Here is a 19,232-nt window from a genome sequence, read left to right on the forward strand (position 1 = left end):
GGAATATTTTTTATAAATATATAAATTTTACATTACCGACAGGAGGGCCATTATGGAGGACATCGTATTAAAGACGACACGTCTGAAAAAGACGATCGGCAAAAGGACCATTGTTTCAGACATCAATCTGGAACTGCACAAAGGGGAAATATTCGGCTTTTTGGGGCCGAACGGCGCGGGAAAATCCACCACAATTAAGATGATCGTGGGATTGTCCACAATAACCGACGGGAACATCTTTATTGACGGGCATTCCGTTCGCACAGAGTTCAAACACGCCATGCAGCGTCTTGGCTGCATCGTTGAAAACCCGGATCTGTACAAATACATGAGCGGTTTGGACAATTTGCGGCTGTTCGCCAAAATGTACGACAACGTGGATGATGCCCGCATTGCGGATGTGGTGCGCATCGTAGACCTCACCGCGGCTATTAAAAAACCAGTCAAGACGTATTCATTGGGTATGAAGCAACGTCTGGGCATCGCACAGGCATTGCTGCACAGCCCCAGCCTGCTCATCCTTGACGAACCGACCAACGGACTTGACCCTGCCGGTATCCACGACCTGCGCGAGCTGTTGGGAAAACTGCGTGATGAAACCGGGTTGACGGTGTTGGTTTCCAGTCACATCCTCGCCGAGATGCAACAGATGTGCGACCGCGTGGGCATCATCAACAAAGGACGCATTATCACGACCAAAACAGTGGATGAACTGCTCCAGCTTGCCAATGCGGAGGGCGACGGCGAGATGTTGCTCAAAACCGACGCGCCGGAAAAAGCGGTGCAAGCATTAACAGAGACTGGATTCACCGCAGCGGCGGAAAAAGACGGCGTACACCTCAAGATTAAACGCGAACAGGTGCCGCAAGTGCTTGCAGCCATGCAGGAGAACAATCTGGCGGTCTATGGAATTGAGAATCGTGCGGGCGGTTCGCTTGAGGACATCTTCATGAAATTGACTGGGGAGGGGAAATAAACATGGGTTTCTTAAAATTAGTGGGAATAGAAAATTTCAAGATGTGGAAGCGCATTTCAGTGCGCATTATGCTGCTGCTCATGGTGGTGCTGGCGATCTTGTTATGCGGTCTGTCTAAATATGTGGAAAACAAGGATAACCCCAAGCACACCGCAGTGACCGATGTGGCAAACTGGAAGGAAAAGACGCAACAAGAAGTGACCGCTTATACGGCTGTGGTGCAGGCAGCGGAAAAAAGCAAAAACACAATAGATAAAATGTCACTGGATTCCAACAAAATAAATTTGGCGGAAGCTAAATATCGTCTGGCGCACAATATTCCGCCGAAAACCGGTTTGACATCGGTTTGGGGTTGGATGATTAAAATGGAAGATTCGGGCAGCGTGAGCGGGTATCCGATGTCTATTGCGGTCATTACGTTGTTCTCGCTCATCTTTGTTGCAGCAAGTGTGGCGGGTGAGTTTACCGAAGGCACCATGAAGATGATGATTGCCAGACCTTATAGCCGCGCACAGATTTTAACGGCGAAACTGGCCTCCACTATTTTGTACGCATTGACCCTGCTTGGCGTGTTTGCCGTTGTCCAATTTATTGGGATGGGTATTTTGTTTGGATTTGGTGACTTGGGAGCAAAGGAACTGTTCTGGACGGGAAGCTCGGTGGTGAATATCCCTGCTGTTGTCAAGTTGCTTGCTGTGTACGGCTTAGATATGCTGACGATGTTGTTTTATGTAATCTTTGGATTGTTCCTGTCAACATTGTTCCGCTCACGCTCGCTGGTCACCGGTGCGGCGCTGTTCATGCTGCTGATTGGAAGCGGCATCTGCATGACGCTGGCGATCTTCTTCGACTGGGTTAGATACATTGCTTTCGGTATCAGCACATTTGCGCAATATGTGCTGAGAGGCAGCCTTATTCCGGGTGCGACTTTAGGGTTTGCCTTAGCGGTCTGCGGAATTTATACAGCGGTGTTCCTCGCGGGTGGATACTTCTCATTCCTCAAACGGGATATCTGACAAAAGCAGAACGACATGAAATAAGACGCCCGCATCGAACCTTGCTCGATGCGGGCGTCTTATGATACGCTTGCTGCAGCATCGGCTAAAATGCCGGATACCACAATGCGCAGAGAATGTTGTACGGATTAGACTGTGCGGCGCACAATATTGCGTAGAATACCGATTTGCTCAATTTCACATTCCACCACATCACCATCTTGTAAGAAACGCGGCGGATCAAATCCTGCGCCGACCCCCGCCGGTGTACCGGTGCTGATGATGTCGCCGGGCAGAAGTGTATACCCGTGAGATAAATCGCTTAGGATGGTGGGGATGTCGAAAATCAAGGTACTGGTGTTGGCATTTTGCCGCACTTCACCGTTTACACGACAGGTCACCTGCACATTGACCGGAAATGGCAGTTCACTTTTATCTACCAATACCGGTCCCATGGGGCAAAACGTGTCCAGATTTTTGCCGCGAAACCATTGTTCATGTTTGGCTTGCAAGTCGCGTGCGGAGATGTCGTTTAGAATGGTATAGCCAAATATGTAAGATTCCGCATCCGCCGCCGGAATGTTTTTTCCGGCTTTCCCAATCACCACAGCCAATTCTGCTTCGTAATCCAGTTTTTGAGTCAATTCCAGCGGGCAGTCGATGACGCCTTCCGCAGGCAGTGCAGGCGAGGCGGTTTTGGTGAAATAGATCGGTGTTTGCGGGATGCCGGTAGCGGATAAGCGTGTTTCTTTGACTTCTGTAGCGTGCGCCGCGTAATTTTTGCCCAGACAGAAGATATTGCGCGCGGGTCGCGGAATGGGTGCGCAGAGTGTTGCGTTCTCCACAGGAGCGCATTTCCCAAAGTCAACAGCTTGTAATGCCGTTAGGATCTTCGGATTTTCCGCAGCGGCTTCTATCAAGGCGCGCAGAGAGGGGACAGCGGTTTGTCCGGTTTGACCAAGTGCTTCATTTAAGTCGTAGAGGGTTCGCTCGTGCAACAGGCCGGGATATTCTAATCCGTGCTGTGCATAGGTCACATAACGCATGGTGTGCACTTCCTTTATAAGGGTTACTATAGATTGATGCAAAGCATAGTTCCCGTCAGTCGATTTTCCGCTTGTACTGCGTTTAAATGCATGGGACAGGAAAGTACTTGCGTACCTTTGCCATTGTCCGGCAGAAAATCGCCGTGGCTCTTTATGCATACTCCATGGAGTCAGTTGCTCTTCGGAGTTCTTTTTCATCATAAAGGAGGGTGCCGCACTTGTCAAGCCATACAAAATGTAAAAAAATTACAGATGTATTGTAACGCTGTTTACAGTCCATGTTGACTGTGTTATAATGAAATGTAAATGTTTGTACGGCAAACGGCATTTTTATTCTATCAATACGGAAGGGTGAGGTGGCATGGCTACGAAAAAAAGTGAGCCGGGCGAAACGTTCTTGGAATATAAAGGAAAACCGCTGGTGCGCAGCGGCGATACGTTGTATTATGGGAACATCTATGATAAATATGTCATTATGATGCAGATTAAAAATCGCACAAAAATTAAGGATGTAGACGCGGCAGGGACCATACAGGTGCAGTTGCTTTCTACCGATAATGATGTGCGTGTACGTGACCGCGTAATCAAAAAAACTGAAAAAGAGGGCTTGTACAACGCCCTAGATATTGGCAGCATCTGGCTGGAGCGCGCATTGAACGAAATGTGAACGCATTGCGTAAAAAAATAAAAAACAAGGGCAGACAACGAAACCGTTGTCTGCCCTTGTTTTTTTAGAAGCTCCCCATTAAGCAGAGCACGCACAGATGGCCGAGATGGATTTTTTGAAAAGCCAAAAGTATCTGCTTGCAGTATCGTGTCCCCAATCGAACCCGTGGTCCTTTATGCAAAAGAGTCGACCGTCGGGTTTCCCTCAAAGTTAATGCCATGCGTGACGGCGGAAAAATCGCCGCCGCCTTCCCGGCAGAATTGTTCGACAAGAGGGAAAACTGTATTGAATTTTTTGCGGGCAATGTCAAACAATTCGTATGCGGTATGTTCTAGTGCCTCATTGCCGGGTTCGTGCAGCGCTCGCTTTTCGTTGGCGTAGTCAATTTCCTTACCGGGCTCCACTGGATGGATAAGCGCAAAAATGGCCGGATGGCTTTCCTGTGTCAGACGCTTTGCAAATGTGACAGCGCGCCGCTTGAAGCCGCGCGGACTGTAGAAAAAACTGTAGACCAGTTTCATGCTTAAAAAGGCGTGTGAAATCGCGCGAATGGGAAAAGCTTGCTTAAACCGGCTCTCAAACAGACTTTGATACATCTCGCATACCAAATTTAATTCCGGGATGCGTTGGAAGTGGCTGATGACTGAAAAATCCTGAATCGTCATGTTGCGGAATCGTTTAAGAAACAAGACGTCCAGCGTGGTTTCAATTTGCCGGTGCAGATAATTGTTGCTTGCTTTGGGCAAGACCGTTTTAAAATATCGTTGCAAGCCATAAACATATGGGTGGAACGTGCTGTCCAATATATAGTGCGACAGGAAGCCATAAAAATAGGAGAGTAGGATATTTTTTTCTTTTCCTTTCGCTTTTTTACAGCAGTCCGCCATAAAAGCAAAATTTTTCTCCATGTCCTGTTCGTGCATCAAACTGCCGATTCGGCTGAGCAGTCGCCAATGCATATGGACGGGTGGGGAAAAGAACAAAAAGTCCGGTCCTTGTGAACCCCATACATACACATTTGCGCATTGCATGTCGTGGATGAGTGGTGGTACGACCATTTCGCTGAACAGATAATGCGTAATGATTGCGGGCATTGGGTAATTCCCCTTTCGCCAGTACGGGCGGCACCGGATTGGTGATGGACGGCGTATGTATCCGATAATCATACGGAAAAAGTGTGGACTTTTACATACGCGCCTTGTCTATTTTACCCCGAAAAAAGCAAATACGCAAGAATCATGCGGAGAAAACCAGAACGGCATTTCCAATAGAAATGCCGTTCTGGTTGAAATTGCGTTTTGTTTAAGAAGAAGCGTCAGTGTTTCCGGCGGCGTGTAAACAGTAAAATAGCAGTTGCGGCCAAAGAGATGGCGACAATACCCCCCACCGGTTCGCTGTCGCCGGTATATGGATTGGCCACGCTGGTTCCGTTGGTTACGGTACTTGTAGTAGAGGATGCGGTGGCGCTGGAGGAATCCGCCGAGGCAACAGGCCCAGAGGCCGACGTAGATGTGTTAGAAGATGAAGAGGACGGCGTCTGTGATTGGGCATCACGGAGGTCGTAGAGCGTGTTCTGATTTGCCTCAAACCGCTGATAGGCAGTCAAGGCATCCAATGCTTGCTGTGTGGCGATGGTATCCACTTCCCCACTTGCATCATGGGAGAATCCGCCGCCCTGCACGGAGAATGAGAGTAGGTTGGAAAGTGGGGATTTTCCATTTTTGACGAACTGTGTGCTGGTTGCAGGGTCGATGCCAAGAGAGGAGAGCGCAATGATGACCTGCGAAGTGCTTTCGGATGCCTCTGTAGATGCACCGCCGGGAATAAACCCGCCGTCGGCCTGCTCGTTGGCCGCCAAATAAGCGAGTCCCTTGTTGATTGTATCTTGCACGCCGGTGATTTTACTGGCATAGGGCGCAAGAGCAGTTAGCACCATGGAGGTGATGTCCACATCGCCGGAGAGCCCTGCTGCCAGCGAAAAGCTGCCGTCTGTGTTTTGGGCGGAAAGGATGGAGGTAACCAGCGCCGTTTTGCTCACCGCAGCGTTTGCAGGCGGCGTGTAGTCCGCGCTGGACAGCGCAAGCAGGGTAAAGATATATCCGTTTAGGCCGGTCAGGCCGACGTTGGTCTGTTTATAAAGATTATCCACCAGATTGATGCCGTTGATATTGGTGGGGTCGGCGCCTGCCGCGCGCAGAACCAAAATGTATTTTGCAAAATTTAATGCCTTAAACGTATCAATATTTTCAGCAATGGCAGACGTGGTTTCCGACAGATAGGTAGAGGGAATGGGATATCCCGCGCGTGCCAGCGCAAAGGCTGTCCAGTCGGAAGTGTCGTCTTTCAGCGCATCAGCAGCGCTTTTGGACGCGCTGGCGACGGCGGCGCTTGTGACTGTTGAAACATTACCGCCTGAGGAGCTCTGGCTGGAAGAACTGCTGGAGGAGGAGCTCTGGCTGGAAGAACTGCTGGAGGAAGACGAGGCGGACACCGTGACGCTGCCGCTCATGCGAACCAGTGCGGGAGCCTGCCCGCTGCGGTCTTTTTTGACCTGATAAGCATAACTGCCCGCGTTGGCAGGTGCGGTAAAGGTTGCGTTTCCGGAAGTGTCCGTTGTTTTGGATGTTCCGTTAAAGGTAACGGTGGCATCTGCAACGGGAACCGTCGAAGTAGTGGGGTTCCATTGGGCATCATACGTTGTTTTTTGGGCGGTCAGAGTCACCGTGAACGGATTTGAGGCGGATGGGGTGCTGGGAGAGACGGTGACTATTGGATACAGCGTGTCTGAAGCGGTAAAGGCGATGATAATGTTGTCGCCATTTGCTGGTTGGAGGGAACTGACACCCAGCTGCGCGTATGCGCCGTTTTGATAGATGCTCCAATAAGTGGAATAGTCGGCGGCCTGTGTATCTGACCCGATGGTAGCAATGTATTTCCCATATTGCGAATCGGACAGTTGATACGAGATATTATTTTGATTCAGCGCTTTCTCAAGCGCGGTTTGCAATGTTTCTCCCGCTGTGAGAGGGACATCTTCGTTCAGCACCGTCTGGCTGGAACCCTCAACACACAGGTGAAACGTGTTTTGTGCATCTGCTGCCGCTGACAGACCGGGAATACTGACAAACAGCAACGCGAAAGCGCAGCAGACAGAAATCCAGCCTTGGAATACTTTTTTCATCAAACCACTCCTCTTTTTTGTCTTCTGTGGTAGGGGGCAAACAAAAACGGCCCTTTTTCTTATAAGAAAAAAGACCGTAACGAAAAACGGGTAAATCCCAATATTGCCGTTTTTACGTCTGTCCTCTCCCTCCGAAAGGATCACATCGTACTTTGCAGGCAGGTTTTCTGGCTTGGCATCGTCCTGTTTTTCCCCTTCCCGATCTTGTTGACCAGTGGTCTAAGAATCCGCATGGATTCTCATGGAAAAACAGTCCGCCTCACAGCAGCGGGGGCTGCACCGGTTTTGAACCGGTTTCCCTATTATCGCGGTAAATAGCCGCGCACCTGTAAAGAGATTGATTCTATTGTAGACGAATTTGCATATAACGTCAAGTAAAATCAGCCGTCTACTGGCCGTTGATCGGCGCAAAGCGTAATCAGCCAAATCTGTGGGGCGGCGCAGATGCGTACCGGCGGCCCGACTGTGCCAATGCCATTTGAGATGATAATGGTGGTGTCGGCATCTTTGACCACGCCGGTGAGATATTTCAACTTGTAATGCGTGTGTCCAAAATAGCTTGGCGCCCATTTTCCCAACACGCTCACTTGACCGCCGTGCGTGTGCCCGCAGAGCATGAGGTCAATGAGGTTGAACGGCAGTTGTTCAGCATAGTCCGGGTGATGAGAAACAAGCACCATAAAGTCATCCGGGCGGGTTTCAGCGAGCATGGGGGAAAGATCCTGCTCGGCGGTGGTGAGATCTCCCACGCCACCCACACGGATGCGCGCGCCGTCCTTCTCCAGCCAATACCCTTTGTTGTCCAGTGAGCAAATGCCTGCCTGCGCCATACATTCTTGGGATAAAGCCGCATTGGTTTTGCGGTCGTGATTGCCAAGCACACCGTAAACACCAAGCGGCGCGGTAAGGGCGGCGGCTTCACGAAAGAAATTGGGAATATGCGCCTGACTGTGGCTCACATAATCTCCGCCGAGCAGAATCACATCGGCGCGCAGACTGTTGGTGAGTGCCACTAGTTCTTTGACGCGCTTGAGAGGAAAGCTTCTGCTATGGTGGATATCGGATAGGAACGCAATGGTTGTGCCGTCAAATGCGGCGGGCAGATCGTGAGACACCAGTCGATATTTTCGTAGGGTAATATTTTCCACTCTGGTCACGTTCCAGCCTCCAGCTGTTCAATTGCGCCGCGCAAAAAACGCGGCGGCGGTCGTTTGCTTTTCATTATATCATACTACGCGGGATGTGGCATGACCAAGCACATAAAAATCGTATGAATTTTTCTGGTAAGCATAGAAATATGAGGTGCATAGATATTAGTGAATGCAAAAAAGGGGCTGTTGCTCAACTTTCGTTTTACAACAGTCCCTTTTAAAAAATGATAGTAACGCTTTGGTAAAGCAGATTATATTTTGAAAAGCAGATCCGTGTAGACCGGCACAGGCCAGATGTCGGCGGGCACGATGGGCTCCAACGTATCGATGTCTTCACGCAGGGTTTCCATCGCCGAAACAACCTTTTCACGATAGGCCAGCGCGGAATCGAAGTTGTCTTCCAGGTTGCCGGCAGCTTCCGTAGCGCCTTTGAGGGCTTCGGCTTTGGCAGTGATGGATTTGGCCAGGCCCAGCACTTTTTCCAGATAAGTGACGTTGCCTTTTACATCCACACCGGCTGCTTTAAAGGAAGCAATAGAATCCGAAAGGGTTTTGGCATATTTAAACGCCGCAGGCACGAGTTGACGGAACGTGATATCCACCAGCGTGAGCGCCTCAATATTGATGATTTTCGAATAATTTTCCAGAAGGATCTCGTAACGAGAATCGATCTCTTTGCCGACCAACACGCCGTGTTTCTCGAAGACTGCGCGGTTTTTCTCTACAAGGAACGCCTTGATGGCAAGCACAGTGTTCTTGATGTTCGGCAGACCGCGTTTTTCCGCTTCGGCGACCCATTCATCCGAATAGCCGTTGCCGTTGAAAATAACGCGTTTGTGTGCTTTGAAGATCTCGCTGGCAAGTGCAAGCGCATCTTTCTCGATGTTTTTGGAACCTTCCAGTTTGTCGGCAATCTGGCTGAGAGCCTCGGCCACAATCGTGTTGAGGATGAAAGCCGGGCCGGCAATGTTGGCATAAGAACCACACATACGGAACTCAAACTTGTTGCCGGTGAACGCAAACGGCGAGGTGCGGTTGCGGTCGGTTTTGTCTTCGGTGATGACCGGCAGGGAAGTGACGGCCAAATTGGTCGTTTTGGCATCCGGGGAGGTGAAGGTTTTTCCATCTTCCACCGCACCGATCAAGCCTTCAAGTTCTTCACCAACAAAAATGGAGATGATGGCGGGAGGTGCCTCGTTGGCGCCCAGACGGTGGTCATTGCCGGCACTCGCAACAGAGAGGCGGAGCAGATCGGCATATTCGTCCACCGCTTTGATGACGGCGGCGAGGAAGATGACGAACTGCGGGTTTTTGCCCGGGTCATCGGTCGGGTCTAAGAGGTTCTCACCTTCATCGGTAGAAAGCGACCAGTTGATGTGCTTACCGTTGCCGTTGACGCCCGCGAACGGTTTTTCATGAATCAACGCAGCGAGTCCGTGCTGCTCAGCAATCTTTTGGAGCAGTTCAAGCACCAGTTGGTTGTGGTCGACCGCCACGTTGGCCGGGTCAAAAATCAACGCGATTTCATGCTGCGCGGGGGCAACTTCATTGTGCTTGGTTTTGGAAGTGATGCCCAGTTCCCAAAGCTGTTTATCCAGATCGTGCATGAACTCAACCACTTTGGTGCGCAGGGTGCCGAAATATTGGTCGTCAAGTTCCTGGCCTTTCGGCGGTTGTGCGCCGAACAGGGTGCGGCCGGTCAGAATCAAGTCAAGGCGCTGGTTGTACAGGTCACGGTTGACAATGAAGTATTCCTGTTCCGGACCGACGGTGGAGGTCACTTTTTTCACGCCGTCTTTACCGAAAGCGGCAAGCACGCGGCGGGCTTGTTTGTCCAGCGCTTCGTTGGCACGGAGCAACGGGGCTTTTTTATCAAGAATTTCACCCGTGTAAGAAAAGAAAGCGGTGGGTATGTAGAGGGAGCCTTCTTTTACAAAAACGGGGGAAGTGGTATCCCAAGCGGTGTAGCCGCGGGCCGCGGCAGTCTCACGCAGGCCGCCCGACGGGAAAGAAGAAGCATCCGGCTCGCCTTTGATGAGCTCTTTGCCAGAGAAAGACAGAATGACCTTGCCATCGCCGGTTGGGGAGATGAACGAGTCGTGTTTCTCGGCGGTGAGGCCAGTCATCGGCAGGAACCAATGGGTGAAGTGAGTGGCACCCAAATCAACCGCCCATTCTTTGATGGCGGCGGCTACTTCATCGGCAATGGTCGCATCCAGCGGGGCACCCAGTTCGATGGTCTTTTTCAAGCTCTTATACGTAGCCTTGGACAAGCGCGTTTTTGCCACGGCATCACTGAAGACATATTTTCCAAAAATATCGGCGGGGGTCTGTACTTTCTCGTTTCCCAATTTCAATTCCTCCTTAAATGTTGGAACATACAAATAAAAATAAAAGCGTGCGCAGCTAATAAGCCACGAAACGCCCTTGTTCCGTATTGAACTTTTAAAAGTTTAACATACAAGAGCGGGCAATGCAAGGGGGTTCTTGCCCACATTCACTTGAAAAAAGATGAAAATAAAGCGGAAACCTTGCCAATTTGCTCTTTACGGCAGCAGGCGGCCGGTGTCGCGCGGAAACAAGGATGCTTCGCGCACATTTTTTAGTTCCATTAATTTCATGACTAGACGCTCCAGCCCGATACCAAGCCCCCCATGCGGCGGCATTCCATATTTGTGGATCATGAGATAGGACGAGAAATCCTCCGGATCAAGCCCCATGCGGCGCATTTTGGCGATCTGCTCATTGTAATCGTGAATACGCTGTCCGCCGGTCGTGATCTCCAACCCGCGAAACAGCAGGTCAAAACTCAAGGCAAACCGCTCATCCGTGGGATCATCCTTTGCATAAAACGGGCGTTTGGCCGCCGGAAAATGCGTGATAAACACAAAATCACTGCCGAATTCTTTTTTGGCGTAGTCACACAGCGCAACTTCGTCATCCGGTTCCAAATCCCATTTGCCGGGCTTGCGGCCCAGTTTTTCAATGATCTCGCGTGCCTGCATGAATGTGACGGTCGGAATTTTATCGATGACGGGTATCTGAACCTTCCACATCGCCAGCTCTTCTGGGCAGTGTTCCGCCACATAAGCGAACAAATGCGTGAGCATGGCGGTTTCTACTGCCATTACGTCTTCCATGCCGCTGATAAAGCCCATCTCGAAGTCCAGACCGACATACTCGTTGAGGTGGCGGGAGGTATGGTGTTTTTCGGCGCGGAAGACAGGCGCAATTTCAAATACGCGGTCGAAAACGCCCACCATCATCTGCTTGTAGAATTGGGGGCTTTGGTTCAGATAGGCTTTGGTGTCGAAATAGTCCAACTTGAAGATGTTTGCACCGCCCTCGGCGCCCGCGCTGACGATCTTGGGGGTATGGACCTGCGTGAAACCGTTTTGGCGCATGAAGTCAGCGAATCCGTCGGCGACAGCCTCCTGTACCTTGAAGATGGCGCGCTGCCGCGGATTGCGCAGTGTCAGCGGGCGGTAATCGAGGTTGGTATCAATGTTGAGATTGAGGTATTTTTTGTTGATGGCGAACGGGTACTCCGCCGCGGGGGAAGAGATGACGGTGAACCCGTCGATGTGTACCTCAAAACCGTTCTGCGCGCGTGGCTCGTCCACCGCTTCTCCCCAAAGCTCGATGCAGGCGCCTTCGCGCAGTCCCTCCAAAGTGGTTTTGGAGTAAGCAGGGTTATATACGCATTGCAGCATATAGCCCCCTGTGCGCAGGATGAGGAATGAAAATTCACCCATGTCCCGGATGTTGTGCACAAATCCCTTGACGCGTGCATTTTTTCCCGCCTGCCGGAGCGCCTGCAACGCCACGGGCTGTTCGACACTGCCTTCGATAAAGGTCATAGTTCCCATTCTCCTTAACAAAAATGCCGTTTTGTCGGACGCGCACTGAAAAGGCGCAGCCCTGTCGGCGCAATCCCCATCGTTTGGATATGATATCCCTTTTGCGGGGCAATTATCTATTTTTGAGGCTTTCCGTCAGCTTGACGCGCAGGGCGGCGGGGTCTGCTTTGCCGCCGAGGACACGCATACACTGTCCCATCAGGAAGCCGAATGCTTTGTCTTTGCCGTTTTTGAAATCTGTGATGGATTTCGGGTTGGCGTCCAGTGCCTGCTCAATTGCCTTGCCGATAGCATCCGCATCTCCGACCACCCGCAGTCCATGCTTTTCTACCAGTTCGGCAGGCGCGGCGGCTTCATCGAACAACAGCGCAAAGACTTTTTTGCCGGATGCCGCTGTGATCTCGCCCTTTTTGCACAAGCCAATGAGATCGGCAAGGTAGGCGGGCGGGAAAGGAATGTCTTCAGGCTCTAACGAGCGGTCTTTGAGTTGGCGCATCATTTCGCCTACGACCCATTTGGCGGCCTCTTTGGCGTCGCTCCGTGCGGCAGCCTGCTCATAGAAATCCGCCAGCGCGCGGGATGCTGTGATGATAATGGCGTCGTCTTTGGCAACGCCTGTTTTGATATAGTCTTCCACGCGGGCGGCGGGCAGCTTGGGCAGGGAGGCACGGATGCTCGCAATGCGTGCATCATCCAGCTTGATTGGCACGACATCCGGCTCCGGGAAGTAGCGGTAATCGTCCGCTTCCTCTTTGCTGCGCATTACGCGGCTTGCGCCCTTGTTGTCGTCCCAACGGCGGGTCTGCTGCACGATGTGACCGCCCGCTTCCAACTCCTCGATCTGCCGCTTGCTTTCGCCGAGTACGGCGCGATAGATGGCGCGCAGCGAATTGATGTTTTTCATCTCGGTACGGGTGCCGAACGCTTCCGCGCCCCTGTGCCGTACCGAAAGGTTGACGTCTGCGCGCAGGGAGCCTTCCTCCATGCGGCAGTCAGACACACCGGCATAGAGCAGAATGGCGCGCACCTTTTCCACATATTCGTGGACTTCCTCCGCCGTGCGCATATCCGGTTCCGATACGATCTCAATCAGCGGCACGCCGCAGCGGTTATAGTCTACGAATGTGCGGCGCGAGACCTTGTCATGCACCAGTTTGCCCGCGTCCTCTTCGATATGGATACGGGTGATGCCAATCTCTTTGCCGCTGTCCAGCGTGACATGTCCGCCTTTGCAAAGCGGCAGGTCAAACTGGGAAATCTGGTAGGCTTTCGGCAAGTCGGGATAGAAATAGTTTTTGCGGTCGAGCTTGGAGAAGTGAGCGATCTCGCAGTCTGTCGCCAATCCGGCGCGTACGGCGTATTCCACCACCTGTTCATTTAACACGGGCAGTGTGCCGGGCATACCGGTGCAAACAGGGCAGCAATGCGTGTTCGGTTCGCCGCCGAACGTGGTTTCGCAGCCACAGAAGATTTTGGTTTTGGTGGCAAGCTCGGCATGAATCTCCAGCCCCACCACGATTTCATAATCAGCCATGTTTGCCCCCCTCACGCGATGACCGGCTGCTTGTGCGCATCCGGCGTGGCCTGCTCGTATGCGTATGCCGCCTGTAAAAGCACCGGTTCGGCAAACGCCGGACCAATGAGCTGCAGCCCGATGGGCAGGCCGTCCGCGTCGTAGCCGCAGTTAATGGAAAGCGCAGGCAGTCCGGCGATATTCACCGGCACGGTGTAGACATCGCCGAGGTACATGCTCAATGGATCGTTGCTTTTTTCACCCAGCTTGTAGGCGGTGGTGGGCGCTGTAGGACCAAGGATGAGATCGTAGTCTGCAAAAATGGAATCAAATCCGTTTTTGATGATGCGGCGCACTTTCAGCGCTTTTTTATAATACGCGTCATAGTAGCCCGCGCTCAGCGCGTAGGTACCCAGCATAATACGGCGTTTGACCTCGCGGCCGAAGCCCTCGTCCCGGGTGCGGGTCATCAGTTGTGCCAATGTTTTGCAGTTCTCTGCCGAAAAGCCATATTTTACGCCGTCATACCGTGCCAGATTGGAGCTGGCTTCTGCTGAGGAAATGAGGTAATACGCAGGCACGGCGTAATCAGTGGCGGGCAGGGAAACTTCCTCGCAGACCGCGCCAAGTTTTTCAAATTCCTTGGCGGCTGCCAAAACGGCCTCTTTAACGGCGGGGGCAAGTCCATCTCCGAGATATTCTTTCGGTAGAGCAATCTTCATGCCCTTGATGTCTTTGCCCAGCGTTGCCGTATAGGACGGGTGTGCATAGTCGGCGCTGGTGGAGTCGCGTGCATCCCGTCCACAGATGGCGTCCAGCACCACGGCGGCATCTTCGACGTTGCGCGTAATGGGTCCGATCTGGTCGAGCGAAGAAGCAAATGCAACCAGTCCGAAACGGGAGACCGCGCCGTAGGTAGGCTTCAAACCCACTGCCCCGCAGAACGCGGCTGGCTGGCGAATGGAGCCGCCGGTATCCGAGCCGAGGGCGAACGGTGCTTCTCCCGCCGCCACAGCCGCCGCCGCACCGCCGGAAGATCCGCCCGGCACGCGTTGCAGATCCCATGGATTGGCTGTCTTTTTAAAATAGGAAGTTTCGGTCGAGCCGCCCATGGCAAACTCATCCATATTCAGTTTGCCGAGCGTGACGGTGCCGGCGGTGTTCAGCTTTTCTACGACGGCCGCGTCGTAAGGCGGCGTGAAATGTTCGAGCATTTTAGATGCGCAGGTGGTTGGGGCGGTGCGGGTGCAGATGTTGTCCTTGATACCAACGGGTACGCCGGTGAGTACGCCCGCTGTGCCCGCGTCGATACGTTTTTGTGCGGCTGCCGCCTGTTTTGCTGCCTGTTCCGCACAAACGGTGAGGTACGCGCCGGTTTTGCCGTCTGTATCCGCAATGCGCGCGAGCAGTGCGTCGGTCAGTTCGGGCGCGGAAATTTCACGCGCCGCCAGCAGCCTGCCTGCTTCGCGCGCTCCCAGTTTCCATAATTCCATTCGGTTCACTCCTGTTCCACTGCGAGCGGCACATCGTAATAGCCGTCCTCGGTCTTCGGTGCGCAGTCCAGCAGGCGTGCGCGGTCAAATGACGGTACAGGCTCATCTGCCCGCAAAACATTAGAAAGCCCCAAAACATGCTCCATAGGTTCCACACCGTCGGTGTCGATTTTGGAAAGCACATCCATATAGCCAATGACCGCGGCCAGATCTTTTTCCAGCGCGGTCTTTTCCTCATCGCTGAGTTCCATCTGCGCCAGCCGCGCAATGCGCTCGATATCAGGTGCCTGATCCATTGCCATCCTCCCTATTGAAAATCCCATTCTAAAATAGGAAATAGTAACGTTTTCGCGTTTGATACATACCCAATAGTATAGCATATTTATACAGCAATTCAATAGCGCGGCAAAGTGCGGCAAAAGTTTTAGGCAATCATCATAAAGATTGCCGGCGGTACTTTGTCAAAAAGAGCAATATGACTGCGGATTCTTGAAGAGAAGTTGGCCAAAAGACCAAACGAATGGGAAAAGGACGGCAATTGACAAATGACGGAAAAATAAGTATGCTGGAGATATCAAATGGTGCGGAGAGTAAGTGCACCATATATACCATATGGGGAGGAAGCGGCCATATGCTGGATGCAGCGCTGGAAGGGGAACAGGAAGAAGGGGAAAACCTGTTTTTAACATTCCTGGTTGACAAAGATTCTTTTGCTCTTGCCATTGATTATGTGCATGAGATTGTGCAGTTGCAGCCCATCGTACCAGTGCCGCAGCAGCAGGCGCATATGAAGGGCGTGATGAACCTGCGCGGCGATATCATTCCGGTAATCGACCTGAAGCATCGTCTGCGCGGAGTGGAAACGCAGACAACCGACCGTGCCTGCATCATTGTGACCGATGTTGGCGGGGAACATGCGGGAATGCTGGTGGACGAAGTGTCCGAGGTGGTCAATATCAAGCAGGAGGATCTTCTGCCGGTCACCGAGACGGGTAAAGGGTTGGACAATTGTGTGTGCGCCATTGCCCGCGACGGCGAATGTGTGCGGATGGTATTGGATTGTGACGCGGTGCTGGGGCAGGGGCAACACGGTATGGCGGAAACATGCCTCCCGCTGTCGCATTAGCCTGCCTTGCGTTTAAACTGAAGTATAGATGTAAAAAGCGTCCCGTATGAAGTATTCGTGCGGGACGCTTTTTACATCTATGCTGTTTTTCTGTTTATGAACAGCACATAAATGCACATATCCCGCCATATGGTATAGCGGTTGTGCTTTTTGGGGTCTGTTCAAAGGCAAAGACCTCCTGCGTCGAAATCAAGTAAGAGGGGGCGGCATATTGACTTGGCCGGAATTGTTTTTAAAAGGAATCCAGATCGTTTTTCTGAATCTGGTGCTTTCCGGAGATAATGTCGGCATCATCGCACTGGCAATCAAGGATTTGCCGCCGCGCAAGGCAAAATGGGCCAATCTGCTGGGTGGATGCGCCGCTATGGTATTGCGCATCCTGTTTGTTGCGATGCTGGGTGTCATTTTGTCTTTCCGATTTCTACATCTGCATTTTGCGGGCGGTGTGCTGCTGTTGTTCATCACGTATCAGATGATGGGCCGCAAGAAGCATACGGTCGGCAGCAGAAAACGCGGCGGCAGCGGCCTGTTCCAGGCGGTGGCATCCATTGTGGCGGCAGACTTGAGCATGAGTTTTGACAATGCTCTGGCGGTGGCTTCCATTGTTATGACAAATGGGGGACGTCTGGATGCACAAAAAATGGGCCTGATCGTCATTGGCCTGTTAGTATGCGTGCCGGTGATCTTCTGGGGCGGAGCAGTTATGGCACGGCTGATGGAACGCCGGCGGCTGTTTATTTACCTGTGTACGGCTGTTTTGGTCTATACGGCGGTCGGTATGATCTTTGCAGACGATTTTTTTGCGGTTTCTCCATACAGCTACTGGATTGGAATCGTTTGCGGTGTGGTGTGCGGTGCACTGACATTTTTTTATGGCATGGCTTTGGACGGGGAAACACGTGCTGCGCCGTGGAAAGAGCGGCATATGCGGCGGGCAGGTACGGTTAAACATAGAAGCAGGACCATTCGATCCTAAACGATGCCGTTATAACCCCCAAAGCAGCACGCAGTCCCTGTCGGACAGGCATCCAACAGGGACTGCGTGCTGCTGCACAAGATGTGCTCACGTAGTCGCGCCGTAGGCGGAAATTTCCGCCTGTGTCTGCTCTAGCGTGTCGATTTCATCCAGCAATCCGTTGAGTGATGTTGCGCTTGAGCTGTGTGAACGCATCACGCGGATGTTTTTGCGTTTTGCTTCTTTAACGGCGGTTTCCACCATTTTGTGTGAAACGGTGGAAGTAAACAGAATGATGCCGTCTGCACTGCCGATGTGGCGTGCCAGACCGGTGGGCATTTGCGTGAACACTTTGACTTTGTGCCCGCGTTTTTTGCACATTTGCTGATAGCGACAGCACATACAGTCGTGTCCGCCAACGATAATCAAACTCATTGCAGTCTCCTTTGACTGTACAGGGCCTTTTCTTATGTGTTAAAAGCAGGCCTGTAAAAAGTGTTTTTGTTTTTTATCTTACAAATAGGGGATGGTTTCTATTTTGCGCTTCTTTCTGATGGCATTTGGCTTAAGGTTGAGGGCTGTGGGCAGCCTTGCTCTGTAACAGACAATACCGTATAACCGACATCCAGCACTGTGCGGCGCAGGATGCTGTTCGCTACAGGGGTCTTCATATGGACTGTTGCGGTTTTTTCAGCCAGATCGACTGTTGCAAACAGACCATCCAGCGCATTGAGTGCGTTGGATACGGTGGTTGCACAGTGTCCACAGACCATACCGTCGATTTTCAGACGTTTGGTATAGGGATAGTGGTGTACATTCCGGTCGCGGACACGGATTCGCTTTGGCGCGGTACCGCTGTCTGTGCCGCAGCAGCCGGAGCGGAGATGCTTGTGCCAGGTGTGGACGCCGAGGAGAATCACACAGACGATTCCCACACCGATAAGAATTGTTGAAGGGGACATGCTTACTCCTTTTGCGTGGTGTATCAAAAAGACCAAATGCTATTGGCATTTGGTCTTTTTATCGGGCTATATCAGCTTCTGTGCCCCACAGGCTTGGCAATGGCAGACGCAGAACATCCATGGCAGGACGAACAGCTTCCGCCACAATGTCCGCCTTCGTGCACATTGTGGGCATGGCAGCGTTTGCTGCCGGGACAACCGCCGCAAGACCCGTTTTTTATAACATACCGGATGGCAAAAATCAGCGCGACGACCACGGCAATCGAAAGGATCAACGTTGACAGATTCATGATAAGACCTCCTGACTGATGGTGGACAGATGAGCAGTATCAAAGAATGCTCGTGGTGTCTGTCCGCTGTTTTCTTTGCACAGACCGGCTTGTTTAGACGTTAGCTGCAACTCGATTTAGTTTGGCTTTTGGTGTGCGTCCCGGACGTACAAGGAGGTAAATGCCTATTGCGACCACAAGAATCGCCAGCACGGCAGGAATACCGAAACTTGCACCGTAGAACAGAACCGAACCCAACTGGTAGCATACGAATGCCATGCAATAACCGAGAAGCAACTGATATCCAATGGCAGCTGCCGTCCATTTGGCACTGCCCATTTCACGGCCGGTGGTGCTCATGGCAACCATGCAAGGTGGATTGAACAAGTTGAAGATCATGTAGGAGAATCCGGCCATGGGGGTGAACATGTGCTGGATGCCGCTCATGACCGCGTGGGTGTTGCTGTCATCCGCGACACCATTGAGCACAGCCAGCGTGCTGACGGCGGTCTCTTTGGCGGTCAGCGCGTTGATGGAAGCGACAGCACCTTTCCAGTCTCCGAAACCCAACGGTACGAAGAACCAGGAAATTGCGTGCCCGATGATAGCAAGAATGCTCTTGGAAATATCGTCTACCGGTTGAAAGGTAATGGTGTAAGACGAGAGGAACCATACGATAGCGGAGATAATGAAGATGACGGTTCCGGCTTTCACCATAAATGCACGGGAACGTTCCCACATATGAATGAGGACACCCTTGATGGATGGCAGGTGATACGGCGGCAATTCCATGACGAAAGGAGCGGGTTCACCGCTGAAAGCGGCTGTTTTCTTGAGCACGATGCCCGAAAACACGATGACGCCGATGCCTAGGAAATACATGGCTGGCGCCATGATGAACGAATGGGGGAAAAATGAGGCAACCATCATACTGATAATAGTCAACTTTGCACTGCAAGGCATAAATGTAGTGACGATGATGGTCATACGACGATCTTTTTCTCTCTCAATCGTCCGCGTTCCCATGATGCCGGGGAC

18 protein-coding genes and 1 riboswitch are annotated in these 19,232 nt (G+C 52.0%); of the genes, 5 read left to right on the top strand and 13 right to left on the bottom strand.

The window, feature by feature from the left end; genetic code table 11:
• The first annotated feature begins 52 nt into the window (after window positions 1-52).
• Complete coding sequence (locus ABF463_RS09370; RefSeq protein ID WP_415533350.1) at window positions 53-976, top strand: ABC transporter ATP-binding protein; 924 nt, start codon at window positions 53-55, stop codon at window positions 974-976.
• A 2-nt stretch (window positions 977-978) separates the two neighbouring features.
• On the top strand, window positions 979-1,992 hold the full coding sequence (locus ABF463_RS09375) for an ABC transporter permease subunit (RefSeq protein ID WP_415533351.1): 1,014 nt from the start codon (window positions 979-981) through the stop codon (window positions 1,990-1,992).
• A 128-nt stretch (window positions 1,993-2,120) separates the two neighbouring features.
• On the opposite strand, the gene ABF463_RS09380 is transcribed toward ABF463_RS09375, so the two are convergent.
• Window positions 2,121-3,017 carry a fumarylacetoacetate hydrolase family protein gene (locus tag ABF463_RS09380; protein ID WP_415533352.1) on the bottom strand — a complete coding sequence of 299 codons (897 nt, stop codon included), beginning with the start codon at window positions 3,015-3,017 and terminating at the stop codon, window positions 2,121-2,123.
• A gap of 361 nt (window positions 3,018-3,378) precedes the next feature.
• Here ABF463_RS09380 and ABF463_RS09385 point away from each other — a divergent pair, with 361 nt between their 5' ends.
• The gene (locus ABF463_RS09385) at window positions 3,379-3,684 is read left to right on the top strand and encodes a hypothetical protein (RefSeq protein WP_415533353.1); all 306 of its coding nucleotides are present in this window, start codon (window positions 3,379-3,381) and stop codon (window positions 3,682-3,684) included.
• A gap of 173 nt (window positions 3,685-3,857) precedes the next feature.
• Here the strand turns inward: ABF463_RS09385 and ABF463_RS09390 are convergent, their stop codons facing one another.
• The 8 genes from ABF463_RS09390 to gatC form a co-directional block, all read right to left on the bottom strand.
• Window positions 3,858-4,778 (bottom strand): zinc dependent phospholipase C family protein, encoded by a 921-nt coding sequence (locus ABF463_RS09390; protein ID WP_415533354.1) that lies wholly within the window; start codon window positions 4,776-4,778, stop codon window positions 3,858-3,860.
• Between the two features lie 221 nt (window positions 4,779-4,999).
• Window positions 5,000-6,865: a DUF4430 domain-containing protein gene (locus tag ABF463_RS09395; protein WP_415533355.1), complete on the bottom strand. Its 1,866-nt coding sequence runs from the start codon at window positions 6,863-6,865 to the stop codon at window positions 5,000-5,002.
• Window positions 6,866-7,004: 139 nt separating this feature from the next.
• Window positions 7,005-7,210: riboswitch (cobalamin riboswitch) on the bottom strand.
• A 35-nt stretch (window positions 7,211-7,245) separates the two neighbouring features.
• On the bottom strand, window positions 7,246-8,022 hold the full coding sequence (locus ABF463_RS09400; RefSeq protein ID WP_415533356.1) for a metallophosphoesterase: 777 nt from the start codon (window positions 8,020-8,022) through the stop codon (window positions 7,246-7,248).
• 245 nt (window positions 8,023-8,267) lie between these two features.
• The gene (locus ABF463_RS09405; protein WP_415533357.1) at window positions 8,268-10,367 is read right to left on the bottom strand and encodes a glutamine synthetase III; all 2,100 of its coding nucleotides are present in this window, start codon (window positions 10,365-10,367) and stop codon (window positions 8,268-8,270) included.
• Window positions 10,368-10,562: 195 nt separating this feature from the next.
• The gene (gene aspS, locus ABF463_RS09410; RefSeq protein WP_415533359.1) at window positions 10,563-11,876 is read right to left on the bottom strand and encodes an aspartate--tRNA(Asn) ligase; all 1,314 of its coding nucleotides are present in this window, start codon (window positions 11,874-11,876) and stop codon (window positions 10,563-10,565) included.
• A gap of 112 nt (window positions 11,877-11,988) precedes the next feature.
• Window positions 11,989-13,410, bottom strand: coding sequence for an Asp-tRNA(Asn)/Glu-tRNA(Gln) amidotransferase subunit GatB (gatB, locus tag ABF463_RS09415; protein ID WP_415533360.1), 1,422 nt, complete (start codon window positions 13,408-13,410; stop codon window positions 11,989-11,991).
• An 11-nt stretch (window positions 13,411-13,421) separates the two neighbouring features.
• Entirely contained in the window at window positions 13,422-14,882 is a 1,461-nt protein-coding gene (gene gatA / locus ABF463_RS09420; protein WP_415533362.1) for an Asp-tRNA(Asn)/Glu-tRNA(Gln) amidotransferase subunit GatA, read from the bottom strand.
• A gap of 5 nt (window positions 14,883-14,887) precedes the next feature.
• Window positions 14,888-15,178 (bottom strand): Asp-tRNA(Asn)/Glu-tRNA(Gln) amidotransferase subunit GatC, encoded by a 291-nt coding sequence (gene gatC / locus ABF463_RS09425; protein WP_415533363.1) that lies wholly within the window; start codon window positions 15,176-15,178, stop codon window positions 14,888-14,890.
• Between the two features lie 335 nt (window positions 15,179-15,513).
• On the opposite strand from gatC, the gene ABF463_RS09430 reads away from it, so the two are divergent.
• Together ABF463_RS09430 and ABF463_RS09435 are read left to right on the top strand one after the other, a co-directional pair.
• Window positions 15,514-16,008: a chemotaxis protein CheW gene (locus ABF463_RS09430; protein ID WP_415533364.1), complete on the top strand. Its 495-nt coding sequence runs from the start codon at window positions 15,514-15,516 to the stop codon at window positions 16,006-16,008.
• 211 nt (window positions 16,009-16,219) lie between these two features.
• Window positions 16,220-16,984: a YjbE family putative metal transport protein gene (locus ABF463_RS09435; RefSeq protein ID WP_415533365.1), complete on the top strand. Its 765-nt coding sequence runs from the start codon at window positions 16,220-16,222 to the stop codon at window positions 16,982-16,984.
• Window positions 16,985-17,071: 87 nt separating this feature from the next.
• Here ABF463_RS09435 and ABF463_RS09440 read toward each other — a convergent pair whose 3' ends face one another.
• The 4 genes from ABF463_RS09440 to ABF463_RS09455 all read right to left on the bottom strand — a co-directional run.
• Complete coding sequence (locus tag ABF463_RS09440) at window positions 17,072-17,398, bottom strand: DUF2325 domain-containing protein (RefSeq protein WP_415533366.1); 327 nt, start codon at window positions 17,396-17,398, stop codon at window positions 17,072-17,074.
• Window positions 17,399-17,496: 98 nt separating this feature from the next.
• On the bottom strand, window positions 17,497-17,925 hold the full coding sequence (locus tag ABF463_RS09445; protein ID WP_415533368.1) for a heavy-metal-associated domain-containing protein: 429 nt from the start codon (window positions 17,923-17,925) through the stop codon (window positions 17,497-17,499).
• Window positions 17,926-17,996: 71 nt separating this feature from the next.
• Window positions 17,997-18,215: a FeoB-associated Cys-rich membrane protein gene (locus ABF463_RS09450; RefSeq protein ID WP_415533369.1), complete on the bottom strand. Its 219-nt coding sequence runs from the start codon at window positions 18,213-18,215 to the stop codon at window positions 17,997-17,999.
• Between the two features lie 93 nt (window positions 18,216-18,308).
• A partial coding sequence (locus ABF463_RS09455; RefSeq protein WP_415533370.1) for a nucleoside recognition domain-containing protein occupies window positions 18,309-19,232 on the bottom strand: 924 nt, incomplete at its 5' end.

The sequence above is a fragment of the Ethanoligenens sp. genome (assembly GCF_047718355.1).
Lineage (GTDB): Bacteria > Bacillota > Clostridia > Oscillospirales > Ethanoligenentaceae > Ethanoligenens.